Consider the following 26,477-nt stretch of genomic DNA (forward strand, 5'->3'; position numbering starts at 1 on the left):
CTCCATACCAGCAGCACTTGTATTCCAGCATCCGCCGGAACATCCCCCATCCCACATCCAAGATGGACCGGGAGAGATAGGGGCTCCGTGCCAGGCCCCGCACGTTCAGGTCCTCCACCACGATGACCGGCTTGGTTTTCGCCAGTTCCGTGGTGACCTTGTGGAGAAAGTCCCGGCGGATGTTCCGGATCCGCCGCTGCAGCCGGGCCAGGCGCAGGGCGGCCTTCTCGTAGTTGCGGGAGAAAACCGTCCGCTTTCGCTCCTCCCCCGTCTCCGGGTCCTGTTCCACCATCGTTCGCTTCTGCTTGCGGGAGAGCTGCTTCGAACGCCGCTTCAGAAGCCGCAAAGCCTTCGCCAGCGGCTTCGGCGCCTCGATCCGCGTGCCGTCCGAGAGAACCGCGAAGGCTTCCAAGCCCACATCGATGCCCACCACGTCCTCCGGCCCTTGAATCTCCCGAGGCTCGGGATCCGGGCGCTCCACCTCGCAGGTTAGGCTCACCAACCAGCGATCCGCCTCCCGAGAGATCGTGGCCGAGAGGATGCGGGCCTTTTTCGCATGAAGGAGCGCCAGGAGTTTGTCCGTCCGCTCCTTGGTGCGCACCTTGCCGATACGGGGAAGTTTCACGTGCCGGGGGGTGACCCGGATGGAGCCGGTCAGCCGCGCCTTGTTATCCGCCAAAGCCTTCTTGTGCTTGAAGCGGGGGAAGTTGGCCCGCCCCTCCCGCCAGTTGCGAAAAGCCCGCTCCAGGTCCCGAAAGGCCTCCTGGGGAGCGCACTTGGACACCTCCACCCACCAGGAGGCGTGCTGCCGCTTCCAGGCGTTCCACTCCCTGTGGAGTTCCATCGCCGACGGGATGCGCTGTCCCCGCTCGATGGCCTCCCGACAGCGGGCCAGGCCCCAGTTGTAGGCGAAGCGGGCCGCGCCCACGTGTTTCGCCAGGGCGATCCGGGCCTCCCGGCTGGGATCCAGTTCAAAGCGAAAGGCCTGCCTCACCCGCATCCCGTCGCCTCCACGAAACGGATGATAATGAAAACGGCAGCTGCTGGCAATCCCCGCCATCCCATCACCGAACCTCCAAAGTTTGTGGTTGGTTGTAGGTATGATAACGGAGTGGGCTTGGGGTGTCAAGGAAGACGACAATGGCGGAGCGTCGCACGGTGCGTTTTCGAGGGGCTGGTTGTAAAACAGAGACGAAGCCATCTTCTTTCCAGGAGGTCACGATGCGCATCGGACGGGTGCAGACCGCGGAGGGAGCGCGGTGGGTCGTTGTCGAGGAAGATGCGGTGTATGCCCTCGACGGCGATCCCTTTCGGGGGACGTTCCGTCGCGGCGCGCGGATCGGATCCATCGATGCCGTGACCTGGCTGGCCCCCTGCGTCCCCTCCAAGATCGTGGCCGTGGGCCGCAATTACGCCGAGCACGCCCGGGAGCACCAGGCGGAGGTCCCTCCGGAGCCGCTGATCTTCCTGAAGCCGCCCAGCGCGGTCATCGGGTCCGGCGCTCCCATCCGGCTCCCACCCCAATCCCATCAGGTGGAGCATGAAGCGGAGCTGGCCGTGGTCATCGGACGTCGGGGGAAGGACATCCGGGAGGACCGGGCCTGGGAATACGTGCTCGGGGTCACCTGCGGGAACGATGTGACCGCCCGGGACCTCCAGCGACGGGATGGCCAGTGGACCCGGAGCAAGGGCTTCGATACGTTCTGCCCCCTGGGCCCCTGGATCGTAACGGACCTCTCCCCGGAGGAGATCCAGAACCTGGAGATCCTCTGCCGGGTGAACGGGGAGCTCCGCCAGCACGGGAAGGCCCGGGATATGGTGTTCTCCATCCCCACGCTGATCGCTTATATCTCCGCTGTGATGACCCTGGAGCCCGGGGATGTGATCCTGACCGGCACCCCGGCCGGGGTGGGGCCCCTCCGCCCCGGCGACTGGGTCGAGGTCGAAATCCCGGGCATCGGAGTCCTCGGCAACCCGGTCCAGAGCTAAGCGGGCCCTCAGGGGTTGGGAAGCGGTTTGACAGCGCCGGGCATTGGGATTACCCTGAGGCCGGGAGCGGGGAGCTTCTTCGGGATCGGCTGGATATCCGAGGAGGTGCGATGCGGGAGACGCGCGTGCTGGTCGTCGGCGAGATGGGGGCCTTGCGGGAGGCGCTGAGAGCGCCCGTTCGGGAACCGCTCCGGGTGGAGCTCCGGGAGGTCCCCTCGGTCCCGGAGGCGGAGGCCGCTTTAGAGACCTTCCAGCCGGATGTGGTTCTGGTGGACTGGCGGCTGCCGGAGGCGGAGGCGTTCCTGGAGCGGGTGCGGCCTCGCCCCCTGGGGTTGATCCTCATCGGTCCGCCCCTGCCTGCCCCGGAGATCGTACGCTGGCTTCGCCAGGGAGTCCACGATTTCCTGCTGGCCCCGGATCATCCGGACGAAGTGGTGGAGACGATCCGGCAGGCCCTCGACCGGGTGCAGGAACGCCGACGGATCCTCGGGCTGGTGGAGCGGCTACAACGACAGCTCCAGCAGCTCAGCGTCCTCTATGAGGTGGGGCAGACCCTGGCGGCCTCCCTGCGGCTGGAGGAGATCCTCCCGCCCATGGTGGAGGCGGCCATTCATTTCACGGGGGCGGAGGAGGGCAGCGTCTGGCTGCTGGACAAGTCGGGCGAGGTCCTTCGCCTTTACCTGCACCGCAGCCGGATCCCGGAGCCGGAGGTGGCGGCTCCGCCCACGACCCTGCGGGTGGCGGACAGCCTCCCGGGCCGGGCCATCCGCACCGGCCGCCCCATCCTGCTCGGCCCGGGCCTCCACAAGCTGGACACCGGGGTGCTCGTGCGCGCGCTCCTATATGTCCCCATGCAGGCCCATGGCCGCGCCCTGGGCGTGCTCGGCGTGGTCCATCGCCTCTCGGAGGCCGGCTTCTCCGAGGCGGACGTCCACCTCCTGCGCATGCTGGGGGACTACGCTGCCGTGGCCATCGAGAAGGCGCGGCTCTTCGAGGCGATGCAGACGGAGAAAGGGAAGCTGGAGGCCATCCTCCAGGGCATAGAGGAGCCGGTGCTGGTCACGGATTTCGCGGAGAACCTGATCCTCCTCAACCGCGCCGCTCAGCAGCACCTCGGCCTCCCGGCGGAGGCCATGGGCCGGCCCCTGCGGGCGGTGGTGGCCCATGAGGAGCTCCACGCGCTGTTCGATCGGAAGCCCCTCCCCGGCCACACCGTCCGCCAGGAGATCACCCTGTCGGATCGCTTGACCTTCCAGGCCAGCCTGACCGCGGTGGCGGGCGTGGGCTACGTGGTGGTGATGCAGGACATCACCTACCTCAAGGAACTGGATCGCATCAAATCCGAGTTCCTCTCCATCGTCTCCCATGATGTCCGCACGCCCCTGACCACGATCCGCGGCTATGTCAGCCTGTTGCCCCGCGTAGGCCCCTTGAACCCGCGCCAGCAGGAGTTCGTCGAGAAAGTGGAGCGGGCGATGCGGACCATCGTCGAGCTGCTGAACAACCTGCTGGACCTCTCCCGCCTGGAGTCCGGACACGCCCTCTCCATGGAGCGCTGTTCCCCGACCCAGATCCTCCACGAGGCGATCCAGATCATCCGCCCCCAGGCCGAGGAGAAAGGCCAGGCCCTGGTCCTGGAGATCCCCCCGGACCTCCCGACCCTGTATGGAGATCCGCGGCGCCTGGAACAGGTTTTCCTGAACCTGCTCAGCAACGCGGTCAAATACACGCCTCCTGGAGGGCGCATCACGGTGCGGGCCATGGAGCGGGACGGCCACCTCATGGTGCAGGTGAGCGACACCGGAGTGGGGATCCCGCCTGCGGATCTACCTCACATCTTCAGCAAGTTTTACCGGGTCCGACGGGAGGGGGAAACGACGGAGGGGACCGGCCTGGGGCTCGCCATTGTGAAATCCATCGTAGAGCGTCACGGGGGGCGAGTGTGGGCCGAGAGCGAGGTGGGCAAGGGGAGCACCTTCACCGTCCTGCTCCCCTGTCGGCCCGAGGCTCCCCCCGCCCCTTCTCCCCGGCGGGCGCGGGAGGCCTCACCGCAACACGCCGAGCCACCGCATGAGCAGCAGCACAGCCAGCCAGACCCCATAGCCGCCGGCCAAGCTCCACCCGAAGGGAACCCGACGGGATAGCAGCCACCCGGCCGTCAGCACAAAGGCCAGTGTGGCGATGAGGGCCAGGGAGGCCGCCCATGTGAAGCGCGCCGTCTGAGCCAGATCCCGGGTCTCCGCGTAGACGATCCACATAGCCAGAGGAATGCTCAGGGGCATCGCCGCCAGGATCCCGGCCAGAACCCGGGAGCGCTCCTGGACGACGGCCACGGCGGCGATGATCAGCCAGGCGATGGCAACGTGGAGCCAGCGGGACATCCTACAGCCTCCGGTAGCGGACCGGCGCGTTAGGATCCTGCTCCAGCTGGTCCAGGTTCTCCACCTGCAGGTAGCCTCGATCGTAGAGATATTCCACGTGGGCGCCGGCCTCCAGGAGGGCCAGCAACACCCCATAACCGTATTGTCGGCCGAAGAGGGCCCACGAGATCTCGGCGATGGTCCTGGGCTCGCGGCAGATCTCCAGCACGCGCTCCAGGCGCTGCCGGTGGAACCGCTCGATGGCCGCAACCCGCCCGTAGAGGTCGAGGATGGGCTCCTCATGCCCGCCGAAGGCGAGGGCGATGCCCGGCAGCGCGGCGATCCGGCGCAGGGAGTCCAAGTAATGGCCCAGGCCGGTGTAGCGGGTGATCCGTTCCGGGGCCTGATGAGGCGTGGTGTGGGCCAGGATGTGGTCGGAGGTCAGCAGGATCTCATCGATGCGCAGGCAGATCTGCCCCGGGCAATGCCCTGGGGTGTGATGCACCTCGATGAACCCGAAGAGGCGCTGGCCGTCGTCCAGGCATCCCTCCACCGGGGTGGACTGGAACATCGTTTTCATGTCGAGATACATGCTCAGCAGGACGGACTGTCGTTGCGGGGAGACCCCGGCATGGCTCAGGAAGCCACGGATCTCCCGGGCGACGGTGATCAGGCGCTCCGGAAAGTTGGCCAGCACCCGGCGATCCAGCTCGTGGATGAACACGGGGGCAGCACTCCGCTGGCGGACGAAGTTCAACCCTCCGAAGTGATCGATGTGCCCATGGGTGATCAGGATGGCCGTCAGGTCCTCGAACCCCACCGGGCGCCTGTAACGATCCCGCACGACCTCGAAGCCCCGGATCAGATCCGCCTGGCTTTCCGGCAGCCCTGAGCCCGTGTCCACCAGGATGCGGTGGGAGTCCGCCAGGACCAGATAGACATATCCGTCCAGCTCGGGGAACAGTCGCACCGGAAGGCGGTAGAGCTCCACTCCGCCCCCGGTGCGGTAGCACAGCACTCCCTCTCGCTCCTCCCATGGTCCCTGCATCGCCCCCCTCCCACCTCTTCAGGGCAGCAGATCCCGGATCACCCGCAGGATCCCCTGGTCCCAGGCGACCCGGTGGGTGACACCGACCTTGCCGGCGAGCTCCGCCTGATGGGCCCGATACCACTCGTAAGTTCGGATGAGGGACTCCGCGTTGCTGTAGCGGGGACGCCAGCCCAGCTTCGCCTTCGCCCGATCGATGGCCACGAAGGAGTCCTTGTCGGCGGTCCCGTAGACCCAGCGATAGAGCGGCGAGAGGTGGAGCGCTTCGAAAAGCGCGAGGGCCGCCTTAACCGGCCGGGCGGGCAGCGGCCAGACCCTCGCCCCAGTGCCCGCGTGGTCGCACAGGGCCTGCACATCCTCCCGCACCGTGCCGAAGCGCTCCGCGCCGATGTTGAACGTGTCGTTGGCCTGCTCCGCCGGGACTGTGAGGGCTAAGACGATCGCCTCGGTCAGATCGTCCACATCGAGCAACTGGTAGCGGTTCCTGCCGCTGCCGATGATGGGGATGGGCTTGCCCCGCTCCACCCAGTCGAACAGGATCTGGAAGACGCCCAGGCGGCCGGGCCCGATGAAGGTCTTGGGCCGGATCACAGTGACCGTCAGCCCGCGCTCCCGGAAGGACTGACAAATCCGCTCGGCCTGGATCTTGCTTTCCCCGTAAGGCCCCACGCCCTGGAGCGGATCGTCTTCCCGGATGGGATGCTTGCGGGGGATGCCGTAGACCGCGGTGGAGGAGACGAAGACCACCCGCGGCACCCCGTGGGCCTGAGCGCTCTCCAGAACGGTCCGGGTGCCCTCCACGTTCACGGAGAAGATCTCCCGACGGGGCCAGAGGGGCAACGCCGCGGCGGCGTGGATGACCGCGTCCACGCCGCGCATGACCCGATCCACCGCCTTCCGGTCCCGCACGTCCCCCTTATGGAACTCCACCGGGCCGATGTAGTCCTCCTCGATGTAATCCGCGATGTCCAGCAGGCGAACCTCGTAGCCGTGCTGGATCAGCTTGTTGGCCATGTGGAAGCCGAAGAAGCCCGCGCCTCCCGTGATCAGCACCCGCATCCGACCTCCTTGCGCTCCGCGAAAGATTCTTAAGGCCCCATCCCGCGGGGACCCACCCCACCATATCACCGGAAGCCGGGAAGGGACAATCCGGAGGATCGCCCGCGGGCTCTCCGGCCCTCCGAGCCGTGATCGCTTTCGGACCCGGGGAGGGCAAGGGCGACGCCTTTCAGGGGATCCGTTAAAATAGAGGGCGCGTTGAGGAGGTGATCGCCCATGACACGAGCGGAGTGGAAGCCCGGGATGGAGGATCCGGTTCGGCTCCACGCCATTGTCCATGGGATCGTCCAGGGGGTGAATTTCCGGTATTACACCCGGTTGCGGGCGGAAGCCCTGGGCTTGAGCGGCTGGGTGGCCAATCGCTCGGATGGAACGGTGGAGGTGGTGGCGGAGGGGCCCCGTCCCGCTGTGGAGGCACTGCTCGACTTCCTGCGGCAGGGGCCTCCGGCCGCGCGGGTGGATTACGTGGAAACCTACTGGGAGAAACCCACCGGTGAGTTCCGGGGATTTCGCATCCGCTACGAGGTGGACTGAGCGTCAGATCCAGCGCCTGGCGTGGGCGGTCCTGTTGCTCTCCTTCACCGCCTGTGTGGCCCTCGCCGTCCTGATCCCCTGGCAGGTGATCACCTATCTGCGCACCTCGTATATAGGGACGCCGGCCCGGGCGGCGGCCCTTACAGGGATCCTCCGCCTGGAGCATCCGGGTGGGGAGCCGGTGGCCGTTCCCCCGGGCAACCCCTATCCCCGCCTCCGGGAGGGGGATCTCCTGGTGACCGACGCCCAGTCCCAGGGCCTGGCGATGTTCGCGGCGCCCTCCGGGCCGGGGCAGGAGCTGGCGATGGTCCAAATCTACCCCAACACCCAAATCGAGGTGCGGCGCGCCCGCTACCCTCGGTTTGGGATCAGCCCGGAGCCGGCCCGCCTTGTCTTCTATATCCGGAGCGGCCGGGCTCGCATCACCCGCCTGGAGAGCCCCCGGGAGGTAGAGCTGATCGTTCAGACGCCCCACGGGCAGGCGATGGTGCTCGCCGGGACCCTGGCGGTAGAGGTGCAAAACGATCGGGCGGATTTCACCGTGCGCGCCGGGCAGGCGCGGGTTCAGGGCTCCACCCAAGTGCAAGAGCTGCGCAGCGACCAGCGGGCGCGGATCGGCCTGGATGGGCGGGTGGAGGGACCCCTGGGGGCGGGCCGGAGCATGCTGCCGGATCTCTTCGGGGCGCCCCTCCCGGAGCGGAGCGTTGAGGAGCCGGTTCCTCCCAATCAGTGGGCGATCTTCACCTTCGTGAAGCAGCCGGGCGAGAGCAAAGGGAACGTCGTCCCCACCGTTGAGGCGGGGCGCCAGGCCCTGTCCATCACCCGCTCCGGCTTTGACCACGCCCAGACCGGCGTCTTCATCGTCCTCAACCAGGACGTGCGGGACTTCCGGTCGTTGCAGCTGCACATCAGCCTGAAGATCCTGTTCCAGGATGTGGCGGTATGCGGGGTGGTGGGGACGGAGTGCCCGCTGATGATCCGGCTGGAATACAAAGATTTCAACGGCAACGACCGCCAGTGGCTGCAGGGTTTCTACGCCGTGGGGGAGATCACGCCCCAGACCCCGGGGAGCTGCCTGCCGCAGGTCTGCCCGCCCCCGCTGAACCCGCACATCCGGGTGCCCCTGGGGGAGTGGTATACCTTCGATTCGGGGAACCTGATGGAGATCCTGCGGGCCGCCGGCGCTCCCCCGGTTACCCTGACCCGGCTGCGCATCTACGCCTCAGGGCACAATTACTCGGTGATGTTCTCCGAGCTGGAGCTGATCGGGGAGGAGTGAGAAGGGCGGCCTCAAGGGAGAGGCCGCCCCGTCTACCTCAGGCGAAGCACTTCTTGTGATAGTAGCGCATGCGGTTGCGCAGCCCGTCCTTGACCGGGAGCAGTTCACTGAGGTGGATCGGCTGGCCACACCGATAGCAGACGCGACGCGTCAGGTGATCCACCGCCTGCTCGACCTTCTTCTCCTCCCGCTGGATCTTCTTGCCTCCCTTGGCCATCGTTCCCTCCTCCGGCTGAGCTCCGCGCGGAAAGAATCCATCCCCAAAGTATGTCGCGGGGCTTCCTCTCCGTCAAGGCCGGCCCGGCTCACCGCACCCGCGGGATGGTGATCCCCTGCTGGTTCTGATACCGTCCGCCTCGCTCCTTGTAAGACCGCTCGCAGACCTCGTCCGCTTCGAAGAACAGGACCTGAGCGATCCCCTCGTAGGCATAGATCTTCGCCGGCAGCGGCGTGGTGTTGCTGATCTCCAGCGTGAGATACCCTTCCCACTCCGGCTCCAGGGGAGTGACGTTCACGATGATCCCGCAGCGGGCGTAAGTGGACTTCCCCACGCACACCACCAAGACGTTCCGGGGGATCCTGAAATACTCAACGCTGCGGGCCAGGGCGAAGGAATTGGGGGGGATGACGCAGACTTCCCCTCGCACGTCCACAAACGAGCGGGGGTCGAAGTTCTTGGGATCCACCACGGTGCTGTAAACGTCAGTGAACACCTTGAACTCGTCTGCGACCCGGATGTCGTAACCGTAAGAGGAAAGCCCGTAGGAGATCACCCCGGGCCGCACCTGGGATTCCTCGAAGGGCTCGATCATACGATGCTTCAGGGCCATCTCGCGGATCCAGCGATCGGACTTCAGGCCCATCGGGCGTCCTCCTCGCGCGTGGGATGAAGATGTTCTCCTCTCTTCACCGGAGGATCTGAAGCATGGCGCCCAGCAGCAACCCCTGAACCATCAGCCCGACCAGCCACAGCCCATAGGCTGCGGGCCGCTCGTGCTCATGCAGCAGGAACCCCAGGACCGCATGGAGGGCCCAGATCAGGGCTCCCAGCCCGGGGAGCCGGACCAGATGGAGGGAGGAGGTCAGTAGAGCGTGGACGGACCCTTCCAGAGGGATCTGGGGCGGCAAACCCGGGAACCGCATGCAGAGCCAGAGCCACATCCCCCAGAGGACGAGGGCCCCGAGGCCGATGAGCGCCCACGCCGCCCGATCCGCCCAGAAGGCCCGTTGCCGCCATCCGGGGAAGACCGTCGTCTGCTCCAGACGCTGGGTGGGCTTCATCGCCGCCCGCTCCCGGAAAGCGTCGATGAAGGCCTGAGGCTGAGCCGGTGAGATGGCATAGATGGCTGCCTCCGTGATCACCCAGAGCTGCCGGGGGAGATCCTCGGTGGCGAAGAAGAGGACGAGACGGTTCTCCTCCACGGCCCACGCGTGGCCGGTGTAGAGGCCCGGCCAGCGGATGCCGCGCCAGCCCCGCACCGCCCCGGGATGCGCCGGAGCCGGGCGCAGATCCTGAATGGCGTGCATAGGGATGATGTGAACCGCCGGCCACCAGGTCAGGATCAAGCCGTTGCGATCCAGATAATACCGGGCGGAATGGAGGCCCCGCAGGACGTAGCCGATCATGACGGCTCCCAGCAGGGCCAACCCGGCTCCGGTGGACGCCGCCGCCACTTCCGGCGAGGGCGGACGGGAGAGGGTGAAGAGGATCCCGGCCAGGGCGATCAGCCCGAGGAGGCCTTCCAGCAGGACGCCCACCCGCAGCCCGCGCCGCCGGTCCGGCCGTTCGGTCATCCCTGTCCCTCCGGCGGGGTCAGCATGTAACCGAACCCGCGCACCGAGACCAGCACCTCCCCCCGCTCCGGGTCCAGGCCCAGGCGCTTGCGGATCTGGCGGATGTGCACTTTCAGGAGCTCCCGGGCCTCCGGGTCATCCGTCTCGATCCCCCAGACCTCCCGCACCAGATCCGCATGGGAAACCACCTGGCCGGCGCGCCGGGCCAGCACGGTGAGGATCTTGAACTGCAGAGGAGGGAGCTGCACCGGCCGGCCGCGCCAGAGCACCCGCTTGCGGCCCTGGTCAATGATCAGCGGCCCCACCTGCACCACCTCGCCGCCGGTCCAGGTCTGGAAGGCCCGCCACGCCCGGGCCAGGCGCTCCCAAATGGGATCCGCCGCCGCGTCCTCCACCGGGCAGATCAGGGGAAGGGGAGAGCATCCCCGCAGGGCGTTGAACAGCCCTCGGCCGTTGCGCTCCAGCCACTCTCGATCCGCCACGATGACGTCGGGGACGGCGCGGGCGATCAGCGCCAGCCCTCCCCGCAAATCCGGCGCGTAATGCGCGCGATATCCCACCTGCAGGGCGCTCTGGAGCAAACGCTCCCCCAGCTCCAGATCCGGATGGATGATCAGCACCCGCAGGCGATCCATCCCTTCCATCCCCGGAGTCTCCCCTCGACGGGAATCCCCATTATGCCGGACGCCCTTCCGGTGCCGCCGGGCGCTCTGACGAAGTCGCGGGAGGCGTCCATTTCCGCACCCGCAGCCGGAGGCCTTCCACCCCGCTCACCTGGACGGGCGTGCCGGCCGGTATCATACCCGCTTCGCTCTCCGCCGTCCACAATTCGCCGGCTACGTGCACCATCCCAACGGGGTTGAGATCGGTGCGCGCCTCCCCGATGCGCCCGATCAACGCCTCCACGCCCATGACGCTGGGGCGGCGCTGAGCCTGGAGGGCCTTCGCCACGATAAAGCCGAAGAAGCCCGCCATGGCCAGCCCGGTGCCGCCGGCGACCCAAGGGGAGAGCGGTGGGAAGGGCGAACGGGCGACCGGGGCGAACAGGACCAGGGCCCCCGCGATGAACGTCGCCGTCCCCACCGCCGTCAGGGCGCCGTGGGTGGGCGCCTTGATGTCCAGGATGAACAGGACGATGGCCACGGCGATGAGCAGCAGCCCCAGCCAGTTGACCGGCAGCACCCCGATCCCGTAGGCCGCCAGGAGCAGGCACACCACCCCGATGAACCCGGCCACCCACCCGCCGGGGTTCGACAGCTCGATCAGGATGGCCTGCACGCCGATGGCCAGCAGGATGAGGGCGACGTTCGGATCCACCAGACGGTGGAGGATCTCCTCCACGATGTTCATCGGCAAGGGCACCATGACCGCCCCCTGAGTGCGCAGGGTGCGCGGTCCGCCCGACACCCGCACCGTTCGGCCGTCCAGCTGGCGGAGCAGGTCCTCGGGGCTCTCCGCGATCCCATCGATGAGGCCGGCCTCCAGGGCCTCTCGGGCGCTCACCGCCTTCGCGGATTCCACCGCGGCCTCTGCCAGCCGCACGGCATCCGGGCCGCGTCGCTCCGCCAGGCTGCGGACCTGGGCTTTCAGGATCTCCTTGACCTTCTGGCTGAGGGTCTGGGGGAGATCCTCCCCCTGGCCGCCGACGGGGGAGGCGGCCCCGATGGCCGTCTCCGGAGCCATCCACGCCAGGTGCCCAGCCAGGGTCACCAGCGTCCCGGCGGACCCCGCGATGGCCCCCCGCGGGGCGACGTAGACGATCACTGGAACCGGGCTCTCCCGGATCATGGAGACCAGACGCAGGGTGAGGTTGACCTCACCGCCCGGAGTGTTGAGCTGCAGCACCAGCGCCTCCGCCCCCTGATCCTGAGCAACCTCGATCCCCCGCCGCAAGTAATCCGCCACCACCGGGGTCAGCGCCCCCTCCACCCGCAACCACACCACCCGGGGAGCGGCGTCCGCCTCCACGCCCCCGGCTCCCAGCAGAAGCATCAAAATCCCCAACCACCCCATCCAGCGCCATCCACGCATCGGAGCTCCTTTCCGGTTCCGGCCCGACCGGATCGGCCCTGCCGTAGGGGGCCCCACAAGCAAACAGGTCACGGCTGAAGAGACCGCATGGTCGCGGCTGAAGCCGCTCCTACCCAACATCGATCCTCCTGTAGGAGGGGCTTCAGCCCCGAACCGCTGCCCCCATGGCAACGGCGATCATTCCCGAAGGGAGAGCCTTCAATCCAACCCCCTTTCCTCGATCCCGCAAGGGTCGCAGCGAAAGTCGCTCCTGCTTCCGATGGATGACAAAGCGCAAGCCGAAATGAATTTCAGCCTACCATGGGCGGAGATTTCACCCCGAACTCTTGTCCTCGATCCTGCAAGGGTCACGACAAAGGCCGCTTCCGCCGGAACAGATCCCATGGCTCATTCTATGGCATTCCATCGGTCTGTGCCTATATTCAGAAGGACAGATGCTTCATTCCACGCGCGCTCCCTCCAGCAGGCGCTCCAGCAAACGACGGGTTTCCCCTTTGAGATCGATCATCTCCCCCGGGGGACCCACGCAGGCTGGGCATCCCCGTTCGCACGGGCAGCGCTGGAGCACCTCGCCCGCCGCCTGAAGGAGAAAAGGCTGGACGGTGTAGAGATGCTCGGCGAAGCCGACACCCCCCGGCACGTTTTCATAGAGCAGCAGGGTGGGGCCTCCTGTGAGGCGGCCCTCCGGATCCACCAGGAGGCTCAGATCCGCCGGATCGCTCATCAGGAAGACGGGGGCCAGGTGATGGAGGAGATCCCCCAGCCCGGAGAGGGCGCTGCGGGTCCCTTGCATCTCCTCCAGACGCCGGTGGCAGCGCCGGCACACCGTGATCAGGTTCTCCGGGGCATGCGCCTCCGCCCGATCCCGGAAGGTTCGCAACGGACGAAGGTGATGGACATCGTGGGCCTGGCCCGGAAGCTCCGGCGCCCCGCACACCCGGCACCGGTAGCCGTCCCGGGATCGGATGGCCCGACGGATGGCCTCCCATTCCAGCCCATAATCCAGCGGTCCGATCCACACGCCCTCGGCGCGTAGGGCCTCCACGAGGGCGGGGCGCAGCGCCAGCCACCAGGCCGTGGTCGGGAGCGCTTCCTCCGGGGTCTCCACCTCCTCCCATCCGATGAGCTCCCCGCCGGGCCAGCGCCGGCGTCGGTATCCGACCACCCGCCGGGTGATCGTCACCTCCCCCCACGCCCCGACGGCCCACGGCGCCTCCCACCGGGCGTGCTCCTGATCGAGCGCCCAGCGCGCTTCCACGATGGGCTCGGTGAACTCATCCCCCTCAAACGGCTCCGCGAGGGCTTCCCCCCGCTCCCAGTCCACCGCGAGGACCCGGTAAGCCACCCCCTCGTGCAGGTAGACCGCCCCCGGGTGGACCAGGATGGGCGCGGAAGGGCGGTCCACCTCCCCGATCACCCGACCACTCGGCCCCGCGAGGCGGATGTGCACACGCTCCCCTGTGGTGGTGCGCAGGTTGATCTCCTGGGCCGGGTAGCGGTCCGCTCGGAAATACACCCGTCCATCTGTAGGGTTGCGGTAGAGCGGCTCCCCTTCCGCCATCATCCGCTCCACGATCCAGGCGGTGTCCAGAGTGCGGGCGAAGAGCTCGTCGGACCCCAGGGGCCACTCAAAGGCGGCGCAGCGCAGGTGATCCGTGAGAATCAGCAGATTGTCCGGATCGAAGCGAACGGCTTCGGGGGACCTCCGGAACAGGAATTCGGGATGGGCGGCCAGATATTCGTCCAGCGGCGTGGCGGTGAGCACCAGGAGGGCCACGCTCAGGGGCGTGCGGCGGCCGGCCCGTCCCGCCTGCTGACGGACCGAGGCGATGCTCCCCGGGTAGCCGACCATCACGCAGGCCTGCAGGGCGCCGATGTCGATCCCCAGTTCCAGGGCGTTGGTGGCGATCACCGCGCGGATCCACCCCTCCCGAAGCCCTCCCTCGATCTCCCGGCGCTCCTCCGGAAGGTATCCGCCGCGATATCCCCGCACCTCCCCGGGATCCCCACCTCGTTCGCTCCAGGCCTCCCGCACGATGCGCAACAGCCGCTCCACTGCCATGCGGGACCGGGCGAAGGCGATGGTGGGGATCCCGTGCTCCAGGAGGGTGAGGATCAACCCGGCGGCAGCGGTCAGAGCGCTCTGGCGCAGGCCGGTGGCGGCATCGAGCAGCGGGGGGCGATACAGGATGAAGTGGCGTTCGCCGGAAGGGGAGCCGTCATCCTCTACGATGTGGACCGGGGCTTCCACCAGCCCTTCGGCCAGCTCGGGACCGTTGGCGACGGTGGCGGAGGCCAGGAGGAACTGGGGTGCCGCGCCGTAAGCCCGGGCCAGGCGCCGCAGCCGTCGCAACACGTTCGCCACGTGGCTGCCGAACACTCCCCGGTAGACGTGGGCTTCATCGATCACCACAAAGCGCAGATGCCGCAGGAAATCCGCCCAGCGGGGATGCTGGGGCAGGATCCCCAGGTGCAGCATGTCGGGGTTGGTCAGGATCAGGCGCCCCCGCTCCCGGACGAAACGTCGCGCCTCGGCCGGCGTGTCCCCATCGTAAGGCAGCGCGGCCACCGGGAGCTCCAGGGCGGAGAGCCAGGCGCGCAGGACCGCGCGCTGATCGTGCGCTAAAGCCTTGGTGGGATACAAGAAGAGGGCTGTGGTCCGCGGGTCCTCGCAGAGCGCCTGAAAGATGGGGAGCAGAAAGGCCAGGGTCTTCCCGGAGGCCGTCCCGGTGAAGAGGGCCACGTGGGCCCCTTGACGGGCCGCCCGATACGCTTCCGCCTGATGGGTGAACAGCACCTGGATCCCCTGTCGCCGTAGCGCATCCTGACAGCGGGGGTGGAGATCTGCCGGGATGGGAACTTCACGGGCCTGCCGGGCGGGCGCCCGAGCCCACGCCGCCACATGCCGGCGAAAGGAAGGATCCTCTCGCCAGCGCTGCAACAGGCGCGCCAGCGCGAGATCGCCCATGCCCATGGCGGACCGCATCCCTCTCCGGACGCAACAGATGGTTGGGATCGCTCTCTCCTTCCATTATGCCTTCAAGGAGGGATTCCGGTATCCTTGGGGAAAACGGTCGTCGGGGTCGACGGCCATCCATACGTTCCGAACCCGGAGGGGCAATCGCGATGGTGGGGACGCTGATCAACGTGGCGACGGTGGTGGCCGGGAGCGGCGCCGGCCTGCTGGTGGGCAGCCGCCTCCCCGAGCGCATCCGCCAGACCGTGCTGAGCGGCTTAGGCCTGATCACCCTGGTCATCGGGATGAGCATGGCCCTTCAGACCCGGAACCCGCTGCTGATGCTGGCCTCGCTGCTGCTGGGCGGGGTCATCGGGGAGCTGCTGGGCTTAGAGGAACGGCTGCAGGCCCTGGGACGTTATCTCGAAACCCGCGTCTCCGGCCACAGCGGGGAAGGCAGCGCCTTCGTCAAAGGCTTCGTCACCGCCAGCCTGGTCTTCTGCGTCGGCCCCATGACCATCCTGGGCTCCATCCAGGACGGCCTCACCGGCAACTACACGCTGCTGGCCATCAAAGCCACCCTGGATGGCTTCGCCTCCCTGGCCTTCAGCGCCTCCCTTGGGATCGGCGTGATGTTCGCCGCCCTGACGGTGTTGATCTACCAGGGCGCCCTCACCCTGGGAGCCGGGTTGGTGAAAGCCGTCCTCACCGAGGCCATGATCACCGAGATGACGGCAGTGGGCGGAACCATGATCCTGGGCATCGGATTGCTGCTGCTCGACCTCAAGCGGGTGCGGGTAGCCAGCTTCCTCCCCGGCCTGTTCATCGCTCCCATCCTGGTCGCCCTTGCCCCGACCCTCAACGCCATGCTGGTCCGCCTGGGGATCCCCCTCACCCCATAAGATGCGGGAGGAATCCCGATGTTGATCCGAAACGGAACCCTGGTGACCGCGGAGGGGATGTTGCGGGCGGAGATCCGGATCGAAGGAGAACGGATCGCTGCCATCGGGGATCTGGCCCCCTACCCCGGCGAGCCGGTGGTGGACGCCGGCGGCGCATATGTGCTCCCCGGCCTGGTGGATCCCCATGTTCACATCGCTCTGGACACCGGGATCTACCGCACGGACGATGATTGGTGGATCGGAACGCGGGCGGCCGTCTTCGGCGGGATCACCACGGTGATCGACTTCGCCACTCAGTTCCGGGGGCAGCGCTTCGAGGACGCCCTGGCCGCCCGCCTGGAGGAAGCCCGGGAGAAGGCTGTCGTGGACTACGCCTTCCATATGATGGTCACCGATCTCCCGCCGGGCCGGGAGGGGGAGCTGGGAAAGCTGGTGGAACAGGGGGTGGCGGGCATCAAACTCTACACCACCTACCGGCCGAACTACTACGCCGATGACGCCACCCTGTTGCGGGTGATGCGGGCGGCGGGCGCCATGGGGCTGATCACCATGGTCCACTGCGAGAACGACGCCCTGGTGACCGAAGCCGCTGAGCAGCTGAAGGCAGCGGGGCGCACCGGCCTGCGGGAGCACGGCCGCTCCCGGCCACCCCTGGCGGAGATCGAGGCCGTCCACCGCGTTCTCTTCCTGGCTGCCGAGGCCCGCGCCCCCGTCTACATCGTCCACTGTTCCACCGCCCGCTCCGTGGATCTGGTCCACGAGGCTGCCCTGCGGGGGCAGCCCGCCTTCGCCGAGACCTGTCCTCAGTATCTGCTCCTGGACGAGACCGCTTACGAGGGCCCTCACCCGGAGTGGTATATCCTCCAGCCTCCGCTGCGCCCGGCCGCCGAGCGGGCCGGGCTGTGGGAGCGCCTGCACCGGGGCTGGATCGCGGCCGTCGGAACCGATCACTGCGATTACGCCTTAAGCCAGAAGACCGCCACGGGATCTTTCCTCACCACCCCCGGCGGGCTGCCGGGGCTGGAGACCATGCTGCCGCTGCTTTACACCTATGGTGTCGCCGAGGGGCGCATCGGATGGCCGGATTTGGTGCGCCTGTGCGCCACTGGCCCGGCGAAGCTCTTCGGGCTCTACCCCCGGAAAGGCGCCCTGCAGCCGGGGGCCGACGCCGACCTGGTGATCTATGACCCGGAGCCGGAGGAGACCCTCTCCGCCGCTCGTCTGCATCACATCGCCGGCTATACCCCTTATGAGGGCTGGCGGGTGCAGGGACGGGTGCGCACGGTGATCGTGCGGGGCCAGATCGTCGTGGAGGACGGGGCCTTCCGGGGGACGCCGGGATGGGGCCGCTTCCTCCCGGCCGCTCCCTTTACCACCCGACTCTGAAGGGGGCTCCCATGGGAAAGCGCGCGCTGGTGCTCTCCGGCGGCGGCGGGCGGGGCGCCTATGAGGTGGGGGTCATCCGCGCCCTTTACCGCGCCGGATGGATCCCGGAGATCCTGGTGGGCACCTCCATCGGCGCCGTGAACGCCGCCGCCCTGGCGGCGGGCTGGACCGCGGAGCGACTGGTGGATTTCTGGCTGGGCCTGCGATCCCATCACGTCCACCGCCCCCATCTGCGGATCTGGCGGAGCCTGTTCACCACCGAACCCCTTCGGGCCACCCTTCGCCGTTACATCGACTTCGAGCGCCTGAACGACCCCGACAACCCGCGGACGCTGCTGGTGCTGGCCACGGATCTCCGCCGGGGATGCCCGGTGGTCTTCGCCAGCCGCCCCATCCCCAAGACCCTCCCGGTTCGCATCGGGCCGGAGCACCTGCTCGCCAGCTGCAGCATCCCTTACATCTACCCGGCCACGCCGGTGGAGCGCAGCGTGTTCTGGGACGGAGCGGTGATGGCCAACACGCCGTTGAACGCGGCCATCGAGGCCGGCGCCGACGAGATCGTGGCGGTGCTGCTGGCCCCCATGCCCGGACAGGCGGGAGGCTGGCCTCTCCCCCGCCATCCCCTCCAGGCCCTCGCCCTCGTCCTCGATCTGGCTCTCCTGGCCACCTTCGAGAACGACTACCGCCAGCTGGAGGCGGTGAACCAGGCGGTGCGCGGAGGGCGTCCTCTCAAGCCCACCCATCGGGAGATCCGATGCCACGTGGTGGCCCCGGCCGCCCCGCTGCCCCTCTCCCGCATCCTGCGCTATGACCCAGCAGGGACCCGCGCCCTCATCGCCCAGGGGGAAGCGGATGCGCAGCGGATCCTGGACCGGCTGGAGGGATAAAGCCCCTGGGTTTGAAGGAGGGCAACATTCTCACAAGGTCGGATGAGTCATGCGGCGGACCCGGGCCAGGCCTGGCACATAAAGCCTGAACACCGAGGTTCGAGAGAGGACGTGGATGCCCTGAATCCGTCGATCCGGAATCGATCCCGCATCAGAGAAAATGGACGGCCCCGATCCACAAGCGCAACGCGTTGACAATAGCCAACGCTCGCGTTATCCTGGGCTCTGGAATCCATGCGTTGGGGCCGGAGAACCTGGGATGACCCCTCAGACGATCGAAGAGCTGTTTCAAGATCCCGTGTTCCGCCTGAAGTTTTTAGAGCTCCTGGATCGGGATCCGGCGTTCCGGGAGGAGGTGCGCCGCAAGCTGCTCACGGACGAGCTCCTTGCCCTCCCGGAGCGCGTGGAGCGCCTGCGCCTGGAAATCCATAAGGAGTTCGAACGGGTCTGGAAGGCGATTCAGGAGAACAATCGACAGATCGCGGCATTAACGGAACGGATGGAGCGGGTGGAGGCCCAGATCGCGACGCTCACCCAGCAGGTTCAGGAGAACAGCCGCCAGATCGCAGCGCTGACGGAGCGGATGGAGCGGGTGGAAGCCCAGATCGCAACGCTCACCCAGCAGGTTCAGGAGAACAGCCGCCAGATCGCAGCGCTGACAGAGCGGATGGAGCGGGTGGAAGCCCAGATCGCAGCGTTGACGGAGGAGGTGCGGGATCTTCGGCGGACTGTGGGCCGGATGGAGGAGCGCTGGGGGCTGGCCCACGAGAATATGGCCGAGGACCTTATGCCACGGTTTCTGGCTTCAGCAGGCCGCCAAGTGCGGCGGAGCGCCATGGTGCAGTTCGATGGGGAGGCCGACCTGGTCCTGGAGGTGGAGGAGGCGGATGGCCGCCGGGTCACGTGGGTGGTGGAGGTGAAGGGACGGGTGTGGGGTCCTCGCCCGTTCGAGCAGGTGCTGGAGCGAATCCGGGATGCCGTGTTCCGGAGCTGGTTGCAGCGGGAGGGGTTCCCGGAGCCGGTGATCCCGGTGGTCTTCGGGCTGGCGATCTATGCAGGGGCGGAGGCGATGGCGCAGAAGTTGGGGGTGGGGCTGTATGAGGCCCGGCGTGGGGAAGTCGTCGCCCCCTCTCTTCCAGAACCTTGATTCCCGAACCCCCATCTCCGAGGCCGCAAGACCGCGGCGGAAACCGTTCCTACGGAAATCGGTCCTTTAGGAGGGGCGCTCGCCCCGAACTTTGATCTTTGATGATGCAAGGTTCGCAGCTCCTATTTTGGCGGTTGACGTGGATTTTGACCTGCAATCTTAGGACTCAGCGGCCCGGGCTCTTCGCTCCACTCACTGTCCGAATGAAGTGGTGAAAACCCATCGTTTCGCTCTGCCTGGCTCCGGGTCGCCGCAAAGGCGGATCCTGGATCGGCTGGAGGGATAAAGCCTCGCCGATCCCTCACGGCTCTTCGCCCGCGATGGCCGCCTCCAGACGACGAACCCCGTCATACCAGGCATCGTCCCCTTTCACAAAACGCTCCACCCCAATGGCCCGGAGCGCCCGCCGGCCCTCCGGGTCCTCATGGGCGCTCAGCAGGAGCGCCTGGATCTCCGCCCGGACCTGGGGGGCAAGCCGGGGAGCGGCGACCACCGGCGGCGCTCCGAACTCGGAGGAGCGATCGATCACCCGCACCTTCCCGGCCAGCTCCGGCTCCTGTTCCAGCAGGAACTGAAGGACCAGGCTGTCAACGGCCGCCCCATCAGCCAACCCCTGAGCGACCGCGCGGATCGCCCGGTCATGCCCATAGGTGAAAAACGTGCGCCGGAAGAACCTCGCTGGCGTCTCACCCAATCGATGCACCAGATAGCGGGGATAGAGATAACCGGTATTGGACAGCGGATCCACGAAAGCGAAAACGCGCCCCCGCAGATCCTCCATCCGGTGGATCGGGAGGTCCGCCCGCACGATCACCCATGACTGATATGTGGGCTTCCCGTTCACCACCGGCACGGCGAGCAACGAGAATCCGTGCTCCCGCTGGCCGATTACATAGGCCCACGTGCAGATGAAGGCAATATCCACCTCGCCGCGAGCGATGGCCGTGTTCATGTCCCGATAATCCCGGCGCTGGACCCTCTCCACCGGGCGGTTCAAGCGATGGGAGAGATATTGAAGCAGCTCCTGGTAAGCCTCCGCAGAGCTCTGGGGCGAGAGGACAGCGGCGATGCCCACCCGCAGCGGGACCACTCCGGTGTGTCGCGGGGTCGCCAGCGGCACCCGCCGATTGAAATCTACATAGGGCATGGGCTCGGCGGTCCCTCCGCAAGCTCCCAGCCAGAGGGTCAGGGCCACAAGCCCCCAACGCAAAGCCCTGCAGAGCCTCTTGACGCCCATCCGCTCCCTCGCGAAGATCCGGGCGGATCCTCTAATTCCTCGCTCATTCTACCCGCAACCCGGCCAGGAGGGGCGACCGCTTCGCCTCCCCCATGGGGCTGCCAGGGATGCTCGCGACGCGTCGGCTGTCCGGTGTTTCCCTGACAGCGTTCCGGGTTTCCCGGACAGGCTTTCGGGATCCCCCTGACAGACCGTGCCCCGCGGACGCAGGGTTTCCCTGCTACCCCCTCGCCCCGGCCCCACTTATGCTGAGGATGGAAGCAGCCGCCCCGAGCCTGGATCCCCTAAGGGCCCCCACAGGCCGATGGGGCCGGGCCGATAGGGTCCGTGGGGAAACCCGCGGGCCTGCCGGATTCGCAAAGGGGACGGTGCCTTCGGGCCCGTCCCCTTTTTGAGTTCCAGTCCCGGCGAGGAGGTGGAACAATGACGGGATCCGCGGGGAAGGTGGACCTGGATCGGCGGGAGGTGCTGGCGAAACTGGCCAGCGCCGTCTTCGCAGGGCTGGTGGCCCCCGCCGTCCTCGGCGAGTCCGCGGCGCCTGCGGAGGCGGCGACCCCCCCGGAGCTGCCCGTGCTGCCCCCGCCCCAGCCGGAAGAGGACCCGCTGATCCGGATGATGCGGGATCTCCAGCGGGCGCTGCAGAAGCCGGTGGAGCAGCGGCGGTGGGTGATGGTGATTGATCTGCGCAAGTGCGTGGGCTGCCACGCCTGCACCATCTCCTGTGTTGTGGAGAACAAGCTGCCCCCGGGCGTGGTCTATCGCCCCGTCCTGGAAGAGGAGCTGGGAACCTATCCCCACGTCGTCCGGCGGTTCATCCCCCGCCCGTGTATGCAGTGCGATCGGCCGCCCTGCGTCCCCGTCTGCCCGGTGAACGCCACCTGGAAGCGGCCGGATGGGATCGTGGTGATCGACTATGAGCAGTGCATCGGCTGCCGCTACTGCATCACCGCCTGTCCTTACGGGGCGCGGACCTTCGACTTCGGCGATCGCTATACCGAAGGGACGCCGAGGGCCCAATCCTTCCTGCTCGGCAAGGAAGGCGCGGCGGTCCACGAGACGATCCCCATGTTCGAATACGGTCAGCCCCGCCCCCGGCGGGATGAGAGCTCCCCCATCGGCAACACCCGCAAGTGCCACTTCTGCCTGCATCGTATCGAGCGGGGCCTGTTGCCGCAGTGCGTGGTCACCTGCATCGGCCGGGCCACCTTCTTCGGGGACGCCAACGACCCGGAGAGCCTGGTCGCCGAGCTGATCGCCCGCCCGAACGTGATGCGCCTGAAGGAGGAGCTGGGGACGGAGCCTAAAGTCTATTACCTGCTCTGAGCCGGACGCGCAATAAGGAGGCTTCCATGATGCGACGGGTTCTGTATGGGGTGGCCATCCTGGCCGTGCTGTTCGGCCTGTGGGGGATCTACGATCGTGTCGCCTTCGGACACCAGAACGCAGCCTACGGGAGCTATGTGGTCTGGGGCCTGTGGGTCGCCCTGTATCTTTTCTTCACCGGCGTTGCGACGGGGACCTTCGTCTTCGCCACGCTGGAATATCTGTTCCGCGTGCCCATCTTCGCCCGCACCGGTCGCCTCTCCCTCTTCCTGGCCCTGATCACCCTGGGAGCCGGCCTGCTGCACATCTGGCTGGACCTGGGGCGTCCGGAGCGGGTCTGGAAGGCTTATCTGCAGCCCAACTTCAACTCCGTGATGGATCAGATCGTTTGGGGTTATACCCTCTTCGGCCTGATCATCCTGGCCATGCTGGCCATGAGCTTCCGGCCCCAGCGCTACGCCGGATGGCTGAGGATCCTCTCCGCCATCGGCCTTTTCCTCGCACTCTTCCTGAGCGGCGGCGTGGGAGCCCTCCTGGGCGTGCAGGCCGCCCGTCCCTTCTGGCATGTGGGCCTGTTCCCCGTGCAGTTCCCCTTCTTCTCCCTGGCCTCGGGGGCGGCCCTGCTGCTCCTGGTCTATGGCCTCTTCGATCGGGCGGCCAACGAGCATCGGGCGCAGCTTCTTCGAACCCTGGCGATCCTGACCCTGGTGCTGCAACTGGTCAAGCTGTATTTCCTGTGGGCGGACTACTCCCAGAGCCTCTACGGTGGGATGCCCCAGAACGTGGCCGCTGTCCAGGAGGTGCTCTTCGGGCGCTACTGGTGGGCCTTCTGGATCCTGCAGCTGTTCCTGGGGAGCCTGGTGCCCATCGTCATCCTTCTCTGGCCGGGGCTCTCGACGAAGCCCGCGTGGGCGGCCCTGGCAGGCTTCCTGGTCCTGGTGGGCTTCGCCGCGGCTCGAGCGAACATCGTGTTCCCGGCCCTCGCGGTGCCGGAGCTGAAACAGCTCATCGGTGCCTTCCACAGCGCCCGGCTTCAGTTCCATTACTTCCCGAGCCTGATGGAGTGGGCTGTCAGCGTCGGCATCAGCGGCCTGGCCGGGCTGGTCTTCCTGATCGCCTACGAGCGCCTGCCGATGACCCCTGAACACGTCCCGGAGGCTCCGACGCGCTGACCCGCGCGGGGCCCCGATCCTTCACCGGACAGGAGGTGTGGGATGACGAAGGCGATGCCTCGACCGACGGAGATCCGGGAGGAGCTCCCGGCGGAGAAAACCGAAGGAACCGCCTTGACCCGGCGGGACTTCTTGAAGACGGCGGCCCTGGTGGGGAGCACTGCCCTCTTCGCCCACGCGGCCCGCACCCTGGCGAGCTTCCACCCGGAGGCCGAAGGGGAATACCCGCTGGGCCGGCCGGAGAACATGATCTTCACCGTCTGCCAGCAATGCAACACCCAGTGCGGGATCAAGGTGAAGCTGCTGGACGGCGTGGCGGCCAAGATCGACGGCAACCCCTACTCGCCCTGGGCCCTCTACCCCCATCTCCCTTATAAGACGCCGATCTCCCAGGCTGCTGCCATCGATGGGGGGATCTGCCCCAAGGGCCAGGCGGGCATCCAGACCGCCTACGACCCGTATCGCCTCCGGGTGGTCCTGAAGCGCAAGCCCGGCACCAAACGGGGCGAGAACCAGTGGATCACCATCCCCTTCGAGCAAGCCATCCGGGAGATCGTCGAGGGGGGCGACCTCTTCGGCGAGGGCCCCGTGCCGGGCTTGAAGGAGCTGTGGGCCCTGCGGGATCCCAAAGTCATGAAGGCGATGGGCGATTTCGTGAAGAAGATCTGGGGGGAGAAAGATCGGGAGAAGAAGAAGGCGCTGGTGGAGGAATTTAAGAAGCAGTTCGCAGACCATCTGCATACCCTGATCGATCCGGACCACCCGGACCTGGGTCCGAAGAACAACCAGATCGCCATCATCTGGGGACGGCTCAAGGGCGGGCGCTCGGATTTCATCCACCGGTTCTTCGGCGATGGCCTGGGGACCGTCAACCGCCACGGCCACACTACGGTCTGCCAAGGCTCTCTCTACTTCGGCTGCAAAGCGATGTCCGAGCAGTTCGTGGACGGGAAGTTCTCCGGCGGGGCCAAGTTCTACTGGCAGGCGGACCTGGGCCACAGCGCGTTCGTCATCTTCGTGGGCGCCAGCCCCTTTGAGGGGAACTACGGCCCGCCGCTACGGGTGACCAAGATCACCGAGGGGCTGGTCTCGGGCCGGCTGAAGTATGCGGTGATCGATCCCCGTTTCTCCAAGACGGCGGCCAAGGCCTGGAAGTGGATCCCCAACAAGCCGGGGACCGAGGGCGCCATCGCCATGGGGATGATCCGCTGGATCATCGAGAACCGGCGTTACGACGAGCAATACCTGCGCAACGCCAACCGGGCCGCCGCCCAAGCCGCCGGGGAGCCCACCTGGACCAACGCGGTCTGGCTGGTGAAGATCGGCGAGGACGGCACCCCCGGCCCCTTCCTGCGGGCCTCCGAGATCGGCCTCACCACTAAGCAGGAGGTGGAGAAAGAGGGGAAGAAGGTGACCGTCTATGTGACCCCCGACGGCAAGCAGTTCGCCTACGACCTCCTGGTGACCATGGTGGAGGGCAAGCCGGTCGCCTTCGACCCCAACGACGCCGAGACCCCGGTGGTCGGGGACCTCTTCGTGGAGGCCACCCTCACCGCCCCGGACGGCAAAGCCATCCGGGTGAAGAGCGGGATGCAGATCCTGAAGGAGTCGGCGGAGAAGATGACCATTGAGGAATACGCCGCCGAGGCGGGGATCCGCCCTCAGGACATCGTGGAGCTGGCCCGGGAGTTCACCGCCCACGGCAAGCGGGCCGCCGCCGACGTCCACCGCGGCGTCTCCCAGCACACCAACGGCTTCTACAACGTGGTGGCCTGGTTCACCTTGAACCTGCTCATCGGTAACTACGACTGGAAGGGCGGGATGATCAAGGCCTCTACCTATGATTACACTGGGGCCAAGGCCAAGAAGCCGTTCAACCTGGGCGCCATGAACCCCGGCAAGCTCTCCCCCTTCGGGATCAGCATCATCCGCCATAATGCGAAGTGGCAGGATACCACGCTCTACGACGGGAAGTATCCGGCGAAGCGGAACTGGTATCCGCTGTCGTCGGACATCTACCAGGAGCTGATCCCCTCCATGGGGGACGCCTATCCGTATCCCATCAAGATCCTCTTTATCTACATGGGCTCGCCGGTCTACGCGCTGCCTGCCGGCCACACCAACATCGAGATCCTGAAGGATCCGAAGAAGATCCCTCTGATCGTGGCCTGCGACATCGTGGTCGGCGAGACGTCGATGTATGCGGATTACATCTTCCCGGATCTCACCTACCTGGAGCGCTGGGAGTTCGCCGGCTCCCATCCCTCGGTGGCCTGGAAGGTCCAGCCGGTGCGGCAACCGGCCATCCCGCCGCTCACGGAGACGGTGAAGGTCTTCGGCCAGGAGATGCCGCTCTCCCTGGAGGCCCTGCTCCTGGGCTTGGCGGAGGCGCTGGGCCTGCCGAACTTCGGCCCCAACGGCCTGGGCGAGGGCATCCCCCTCACCCACCCCGACCACCTCTACCTGCGCATGGCCGCTAACCTGGCCTATGGGGAGAAGGAGGACGGCTCCGACGCGGTGCCGGATGCCGACGATGAGGAGGTCCGGATCTTCCTGGAGGCCCGGCGGCACCTCCCGAAGAGCGTCTTCGACCCGGAGCGCTGGAAGGAGACCGTGGGAGAGGCCCTCTGGCGCAAAGTGATCTACGTGCTCAACCGGGGCGGCCGCTTCCAGGACTTCGAGAAAGCCTATGAAGGCGATCAGGTGAAGAACAAATACGGCAAGCTGATCAACCTCTACCAAGAGAAGACGGCAACCACCAAGAGCGCGATGACCGGCAAGCCGCTGATCGGCTACCCCACCTACATCCCCGCGCCCACCGATGTGCTGGGCAACCGGCTGGAGGACGAGAAGGAGGGCTACGAGTTCCACCTGATCACCTACCGGGAGATCTTCCACACCAAGAGCCGCACCATCTCCAACTACTGGCTGCTGGCCCTGGCCCCCGAGAACTACGTCCTGATGAACGCCCGGGACGCCGCCCGGCTGGGCCTGAAGGACGGGGATTGGGTGCGGATCGTCTCGCCCACCAACCCGGAGGGGGTCTGGGACCTGGGCAACGGCCAGAAGAAGCCGATGATCGGGAAGGTCAAGGTCGTCCAGGGGATCCGCCCCGGGGTGATCGCCTTCAGCCTGGGCCACGGCCACTGGGCGTATGGGGCCTCGGACGTGATGATCGACGGGGTGGCCGTGAAAGGCGATCCGCGTCGGGCGACTGGCATCCACGCCAACGCCGCCATGCGGGTGGACCCCTACCTGAAGAACACCTGCCTGGTGGACCCGGTCGGCGGCTCGGCGGTGTTCTACGACAGCCGGGTGAAGGTGGAAAAGATCTAAAAGCCCAAAGGGGTGCCATCCCGAATCCAAGACGGAC

22 protein-coding genes and 1 riboswitch are annotated in these 26,477 nt (G+C 67.1%); of the genes, 11 read left to right on the forward strand and 11 right to left on the reverse strand.

Annotated elements, in window-relative coordinates; genetic code table 11:
* Positions 1-1,000: RNA-guided endonuclease InsQ/TnpB family protein (locus tag CFB18_RS09910; RefSeq protein ID WP_088571654.1), on the reverse strand; the 1,000-nt coding region annotated here is incomplete at its 3' end.
* A gap of 221 nt (positions 1,001-1,221) precedes the next feature.
* Between CFB18_RS09910 and CFB18_RS09915 the strand changes: the two genes are divergently transcribed.
* Together CFB18_RS09915 and CFB18_RS09920 are read left to right on the forward strand one after the other, a co-directional pair.
* Positions 1,222-1,989, forward strand: a complete 768-nt coding sequence (locus CFB18_RS09915) for a fumarylacetoacetate hydrolase family protein (protein WP_088571655.1) — start codon at positions 1,222-1,224, stop codon at positions 1,987-1,989.
* Positions 1,990-2,099: 110 nt separating this feature from the next.
* Complete coding sequence (locus CFB18_RS09920) at positions 2,100-4,133, forward strand: hybrid sensor histidine kinase/response regulator (protein ID WP_088571656.1); 2,034 nt, start codon at positions 2,100-2,102, stop codon at positions 4,131-4,133.
* On the opposite strand, the gene CFB18_RS09925 is transcribed toward CFB18_RS09920, so the two are convergent.
* Genes CFB18_RS09925 through CFB18_RS09935 form a run of 3 tightly spaced genes read right to left on the reverse strand, consistent with a single transcriptional unit; the run spans position 4,035 to position 6,456 of the window.
* Complete coding sequence (locus tag CFB18_RS09925) at positions 4,035-4,370, reverse strand: hypothetical protein (protein ID WP_088571657.1); 336 nt, start codon at positions 4,368-4,370, stop codon at positions 4,035-4,037. The two genes, CFB18_RS09920 and CFB18_RS09925, sit on opposite strands and share 99 nt — an antisense overlap.
* Before the next feature lies 1 nt (position 4,371).
* On the reverse strand, positions 4,372-5,397 hold the full coding sequence (locus CFB18_RS09930) for an MBL fold metallo-hydrolase (protein ID WP_088571658.1): 1,026 nt from the start codon (positions 5,395-5,397) through the stop codon (positions 4,372-4,374).
* Between the two features lie 18 nt (positions 5,398-5,415).
* The gene (locus CFB18_RS09935; protein ID WP_088571659.1) at positions 5,416-6,456 is read right to left on the reverse strand and encodes an NAD-dependent epimerase/dehydratase family protein; all 1,041 of its coding nucleotides are present in this window, start codon (positions 6,454-6,456) and stop codon (positions 5,416-5,418) included.
* 216 nt (positions 6,457-6,672) lie between these two features.
* Between CFB18_RS09935 and CFB18_RS09940 the strand changes: the two genes are divergently transcribed.
* Positions 6,673-6,990: an acylphosphatase gene (locus CFB18_RS09940; protein WP_234977039.1), complete on the forward strand. Its 318-nt coding sequence runs from the start codon at positions 6,673-6,675 to the stop codon at positions 6,988-6,990.
* Complete coding sequence (locus CFB18_RS09945; protein WP_143597574.1) at positions 6,950-8,269, forward strand: FecR domain-containing protein; 1,320 nt, start codon at positions 6,950-6,952, stop codon at positions 8,267-8,269. The genes CFB18_RS09940 and CFB18_RS09945 overlap by 41 nt, the downstream gene beginning before the upstream one ends.
* Positions 8,270-8,306: 37 nt before the next feature.
* On the opposite strand, the gene CFB18_RS09950 is transcribed toward CFB18_RS09945, so the two are convergent.
* The 6 genes from CFB18_RS09950 to CFB18_RS09975 all read right to left on the reverse strand — a co-directional run bounded on the left by CFB18_RS09950 (position 8,307) and on the right by CFB18_RS09975 (position 15,068).
* On the reverse strand, positions 8,307-8,486 hold the full coding sequence (locus CFB18_RS09950; RefSeq protein ID WP_088571661.1) for a hypothetical protein: 180 nt from the start codon (positions 8,484-8,486) through the stop codon (positions 8,307-8,309).
* 88 nt (positions 8,487-8,574) lie between these two features.
* Positions 8,575-9,132 carry a dCTP deaminase gene (gene dcd / locus CFB18_RS09955; protein ID WP_088571662.1) on the reverse strand — a complete coding sequence of 186 codons (558 nt, stop codon included), beginning with the start codon at positions 9,130-9,132 and terminating at the stop codon, positions 8,575-8,577.
* A gap of 43 nt (positions 9,133-9,175) precedes the next feature.
* A complete protein-coding gene (locus CFB18_RS09960) occupies positions 9,176-10,063 on the reverse strand; it encodes a PH domain-containing protein (RefSeq protein ID WP_088571663.1) in 888 nt (295 codons plus the stop codon).
* Entirely contained in the window at positions 10,060-10,707 is a 648-nt protein-coding gene (locus CFB18_RS09965) for a winged helix-turn-helix transcriptional regulator (protein WP_088571664.1), read from the reverse strand. The genes CFB18_RS09960 and CFB18_RS09965 overlap by 4 nt, the downstream gene beginning before the upstream one ends.
* Before the next feature lie 31 nt (positions 10,708-10,738).
* Positions 10,739-12,094, reverse strand: coding sequence for an NfeD family protein (locus CFB18_RS09970; protein ID WP_159461688.1), 1,356 nt, complete (start codon positions 12,092-12,094; stop codon positions 10,739-10,741).
* A gap of 439 nt (positions 12,095-12,533) precedes the next feature.
* Complete coding sequence (locus tag CFB18_RS09975) at positions 12,534-15,068, reverse strand: DEAD/DEAH box helicase (RefSeq protein WP_159461689.1); 2,535 nt, start codon at positions 15,066-15,068, stop codon at positions 12,534-12,536.
* A 152-nt stretch (positions 15,069-15,220) separates the two neighbouring features.
* Between CFB18_RS09975 and CFB18_RS09980 the strand changes: the two genes are divergently transcribed.
* From CFB18_RS09980 to CFB18_RS09995, 4 genes are all read left to right on the forward strand, one after another.
* Complete coding sequence (locus CFB18_RS09980) at positions 15,221-15,952, forward strand: DUF554 domain-containing protein (RefSeq protein ID WP_088571667.1); 732 nt, start codon at positions 15,221-15,223, stop codon at positions 15,950-15,952.
* A gap of 18 nt (positions 15,953-15,970) precedes the next feature.
* Positions 15,971-17,338 (forward strand): dihydropyrimidinase, encoded by a 1,368-nt coding sequence (gene hydA / locus CFB18_RS09985; protein ID WP_088571668.1) that lies wholly within the window; start codon positions 15,971-15,973, stop codon positions 17,336-17,338.
* 11 nt (positions 17,339-17,349) lie between these two features.
* The gene (locus tag CFB18_RS09990; protein ID WP_159461690.1) at positions 17,350-18,225 is read left to right on the forward strand and encodes a patatin-like phospholipase family protein; all 876 of its coding nucleotides are present in this window, start codon (positions 17,350-17,352) and stop codon (positions 18,223-18,225) included.
* A 259-nt stretch (positions 18,226-18,484) separates the two neighbouring features.
* A complete protein-coding gene (locus tag CFB18_RS09995; RefSeq protein WP_088571670.1) occupies positions 18,485-19,372 on the forward strand; it encodes a DUF3782 domain-containing protein in 888 nt (295 codons plus the stop codon).
* Positions 19,373-19,673: 301 nt separating this feature from the next.
* On the opposite strand, the gene CFB18_RS10000 is transcribed toward CFB18_RS09995, so the two are convergent.
* Positions 19,674-20,609: a substrate-binding domain-containing protein gene (locus tag CFB18_RS10000; protein WP_088571671.1), complete on the reverse strand. Its 936-nt coding sequence runs from the start codon at positions 20,607-20,609 to the stop codon at positions 19,674-19,676.
* A gap of 267 nt (positions 20,610-20,876) precedes the next feature.
* Positions 20,877-20,974, forward strand: a riboswitch (molybdenum cofactor riboswitch).
* A gap of 58 nt (positions 20,975-21,032) precedes the next feature.
* On the opposite strand from CFB18_RS10000, the gene CFB18_RS10005 reads away from it, so the two are divergent.
* Genes CFB18_RS10005 through CFB18_RS10015 form a run of 3 tightly spaced genes read left to right on the forward strand, consistent with a single transcriptional unit; the run spans position 21,033 to position 26,440 of the window.
* The gene (locus tag CFB18_RS10005) at positions 21,033-21,932 is read left to right on the forward strand and encodes a 4Fe-4S dicluster domain-containing protein (protein WP_088571672.1); all 900 of its coding nucleotides are present in this window, start codon (positions 21,033-21,035) and stop codon (positions 21,930-21,932) included.
* 29 nt (positions 21,933-21,961) lie between these two features.
* Positions 21,962-23,104 (forward strand): NrfD/PsrC family molybdoenzyme membrane anchor subunit, encoded by a 1,143-nt coding sequence (nrfD, locus tag CFB18_RS10010; RefSeq protein ID WP_200808163.1) that lies wholly within the window; start codon positions 21,962-21,964, stop codon positions 23,102-23,104.
* A 42-nt stretch (positions 23,105-23,146) separates the two neighbouring features.
* The gene (locus CFB18_RS10015) at positions 23,147-26,440 is read left to right on the forward strand and encodes a molybdopterin-dependent oxidoreductase (protein ID WP_200808164.1); all 3,294 of its coding nucleotides are present in this window, start codon (positions 23,147-23,149) and stop codon (positions 26,438-26,440) included.
* Positions 26,441-26,477: the final 37 nt, after the last annotated feature.

Origin of the sequence: Thermoflexus hugenholtzii JAD2 (genome assembly GCF_900187885.1) — a bacterium.
GTDB classification, from domain to species: Bacteria; Chloroflexota; Anaerolineae; order Thermoflexales; family Thermoflexaceae; genus Thermoflexus; species Thermoflexus hugenholtzii.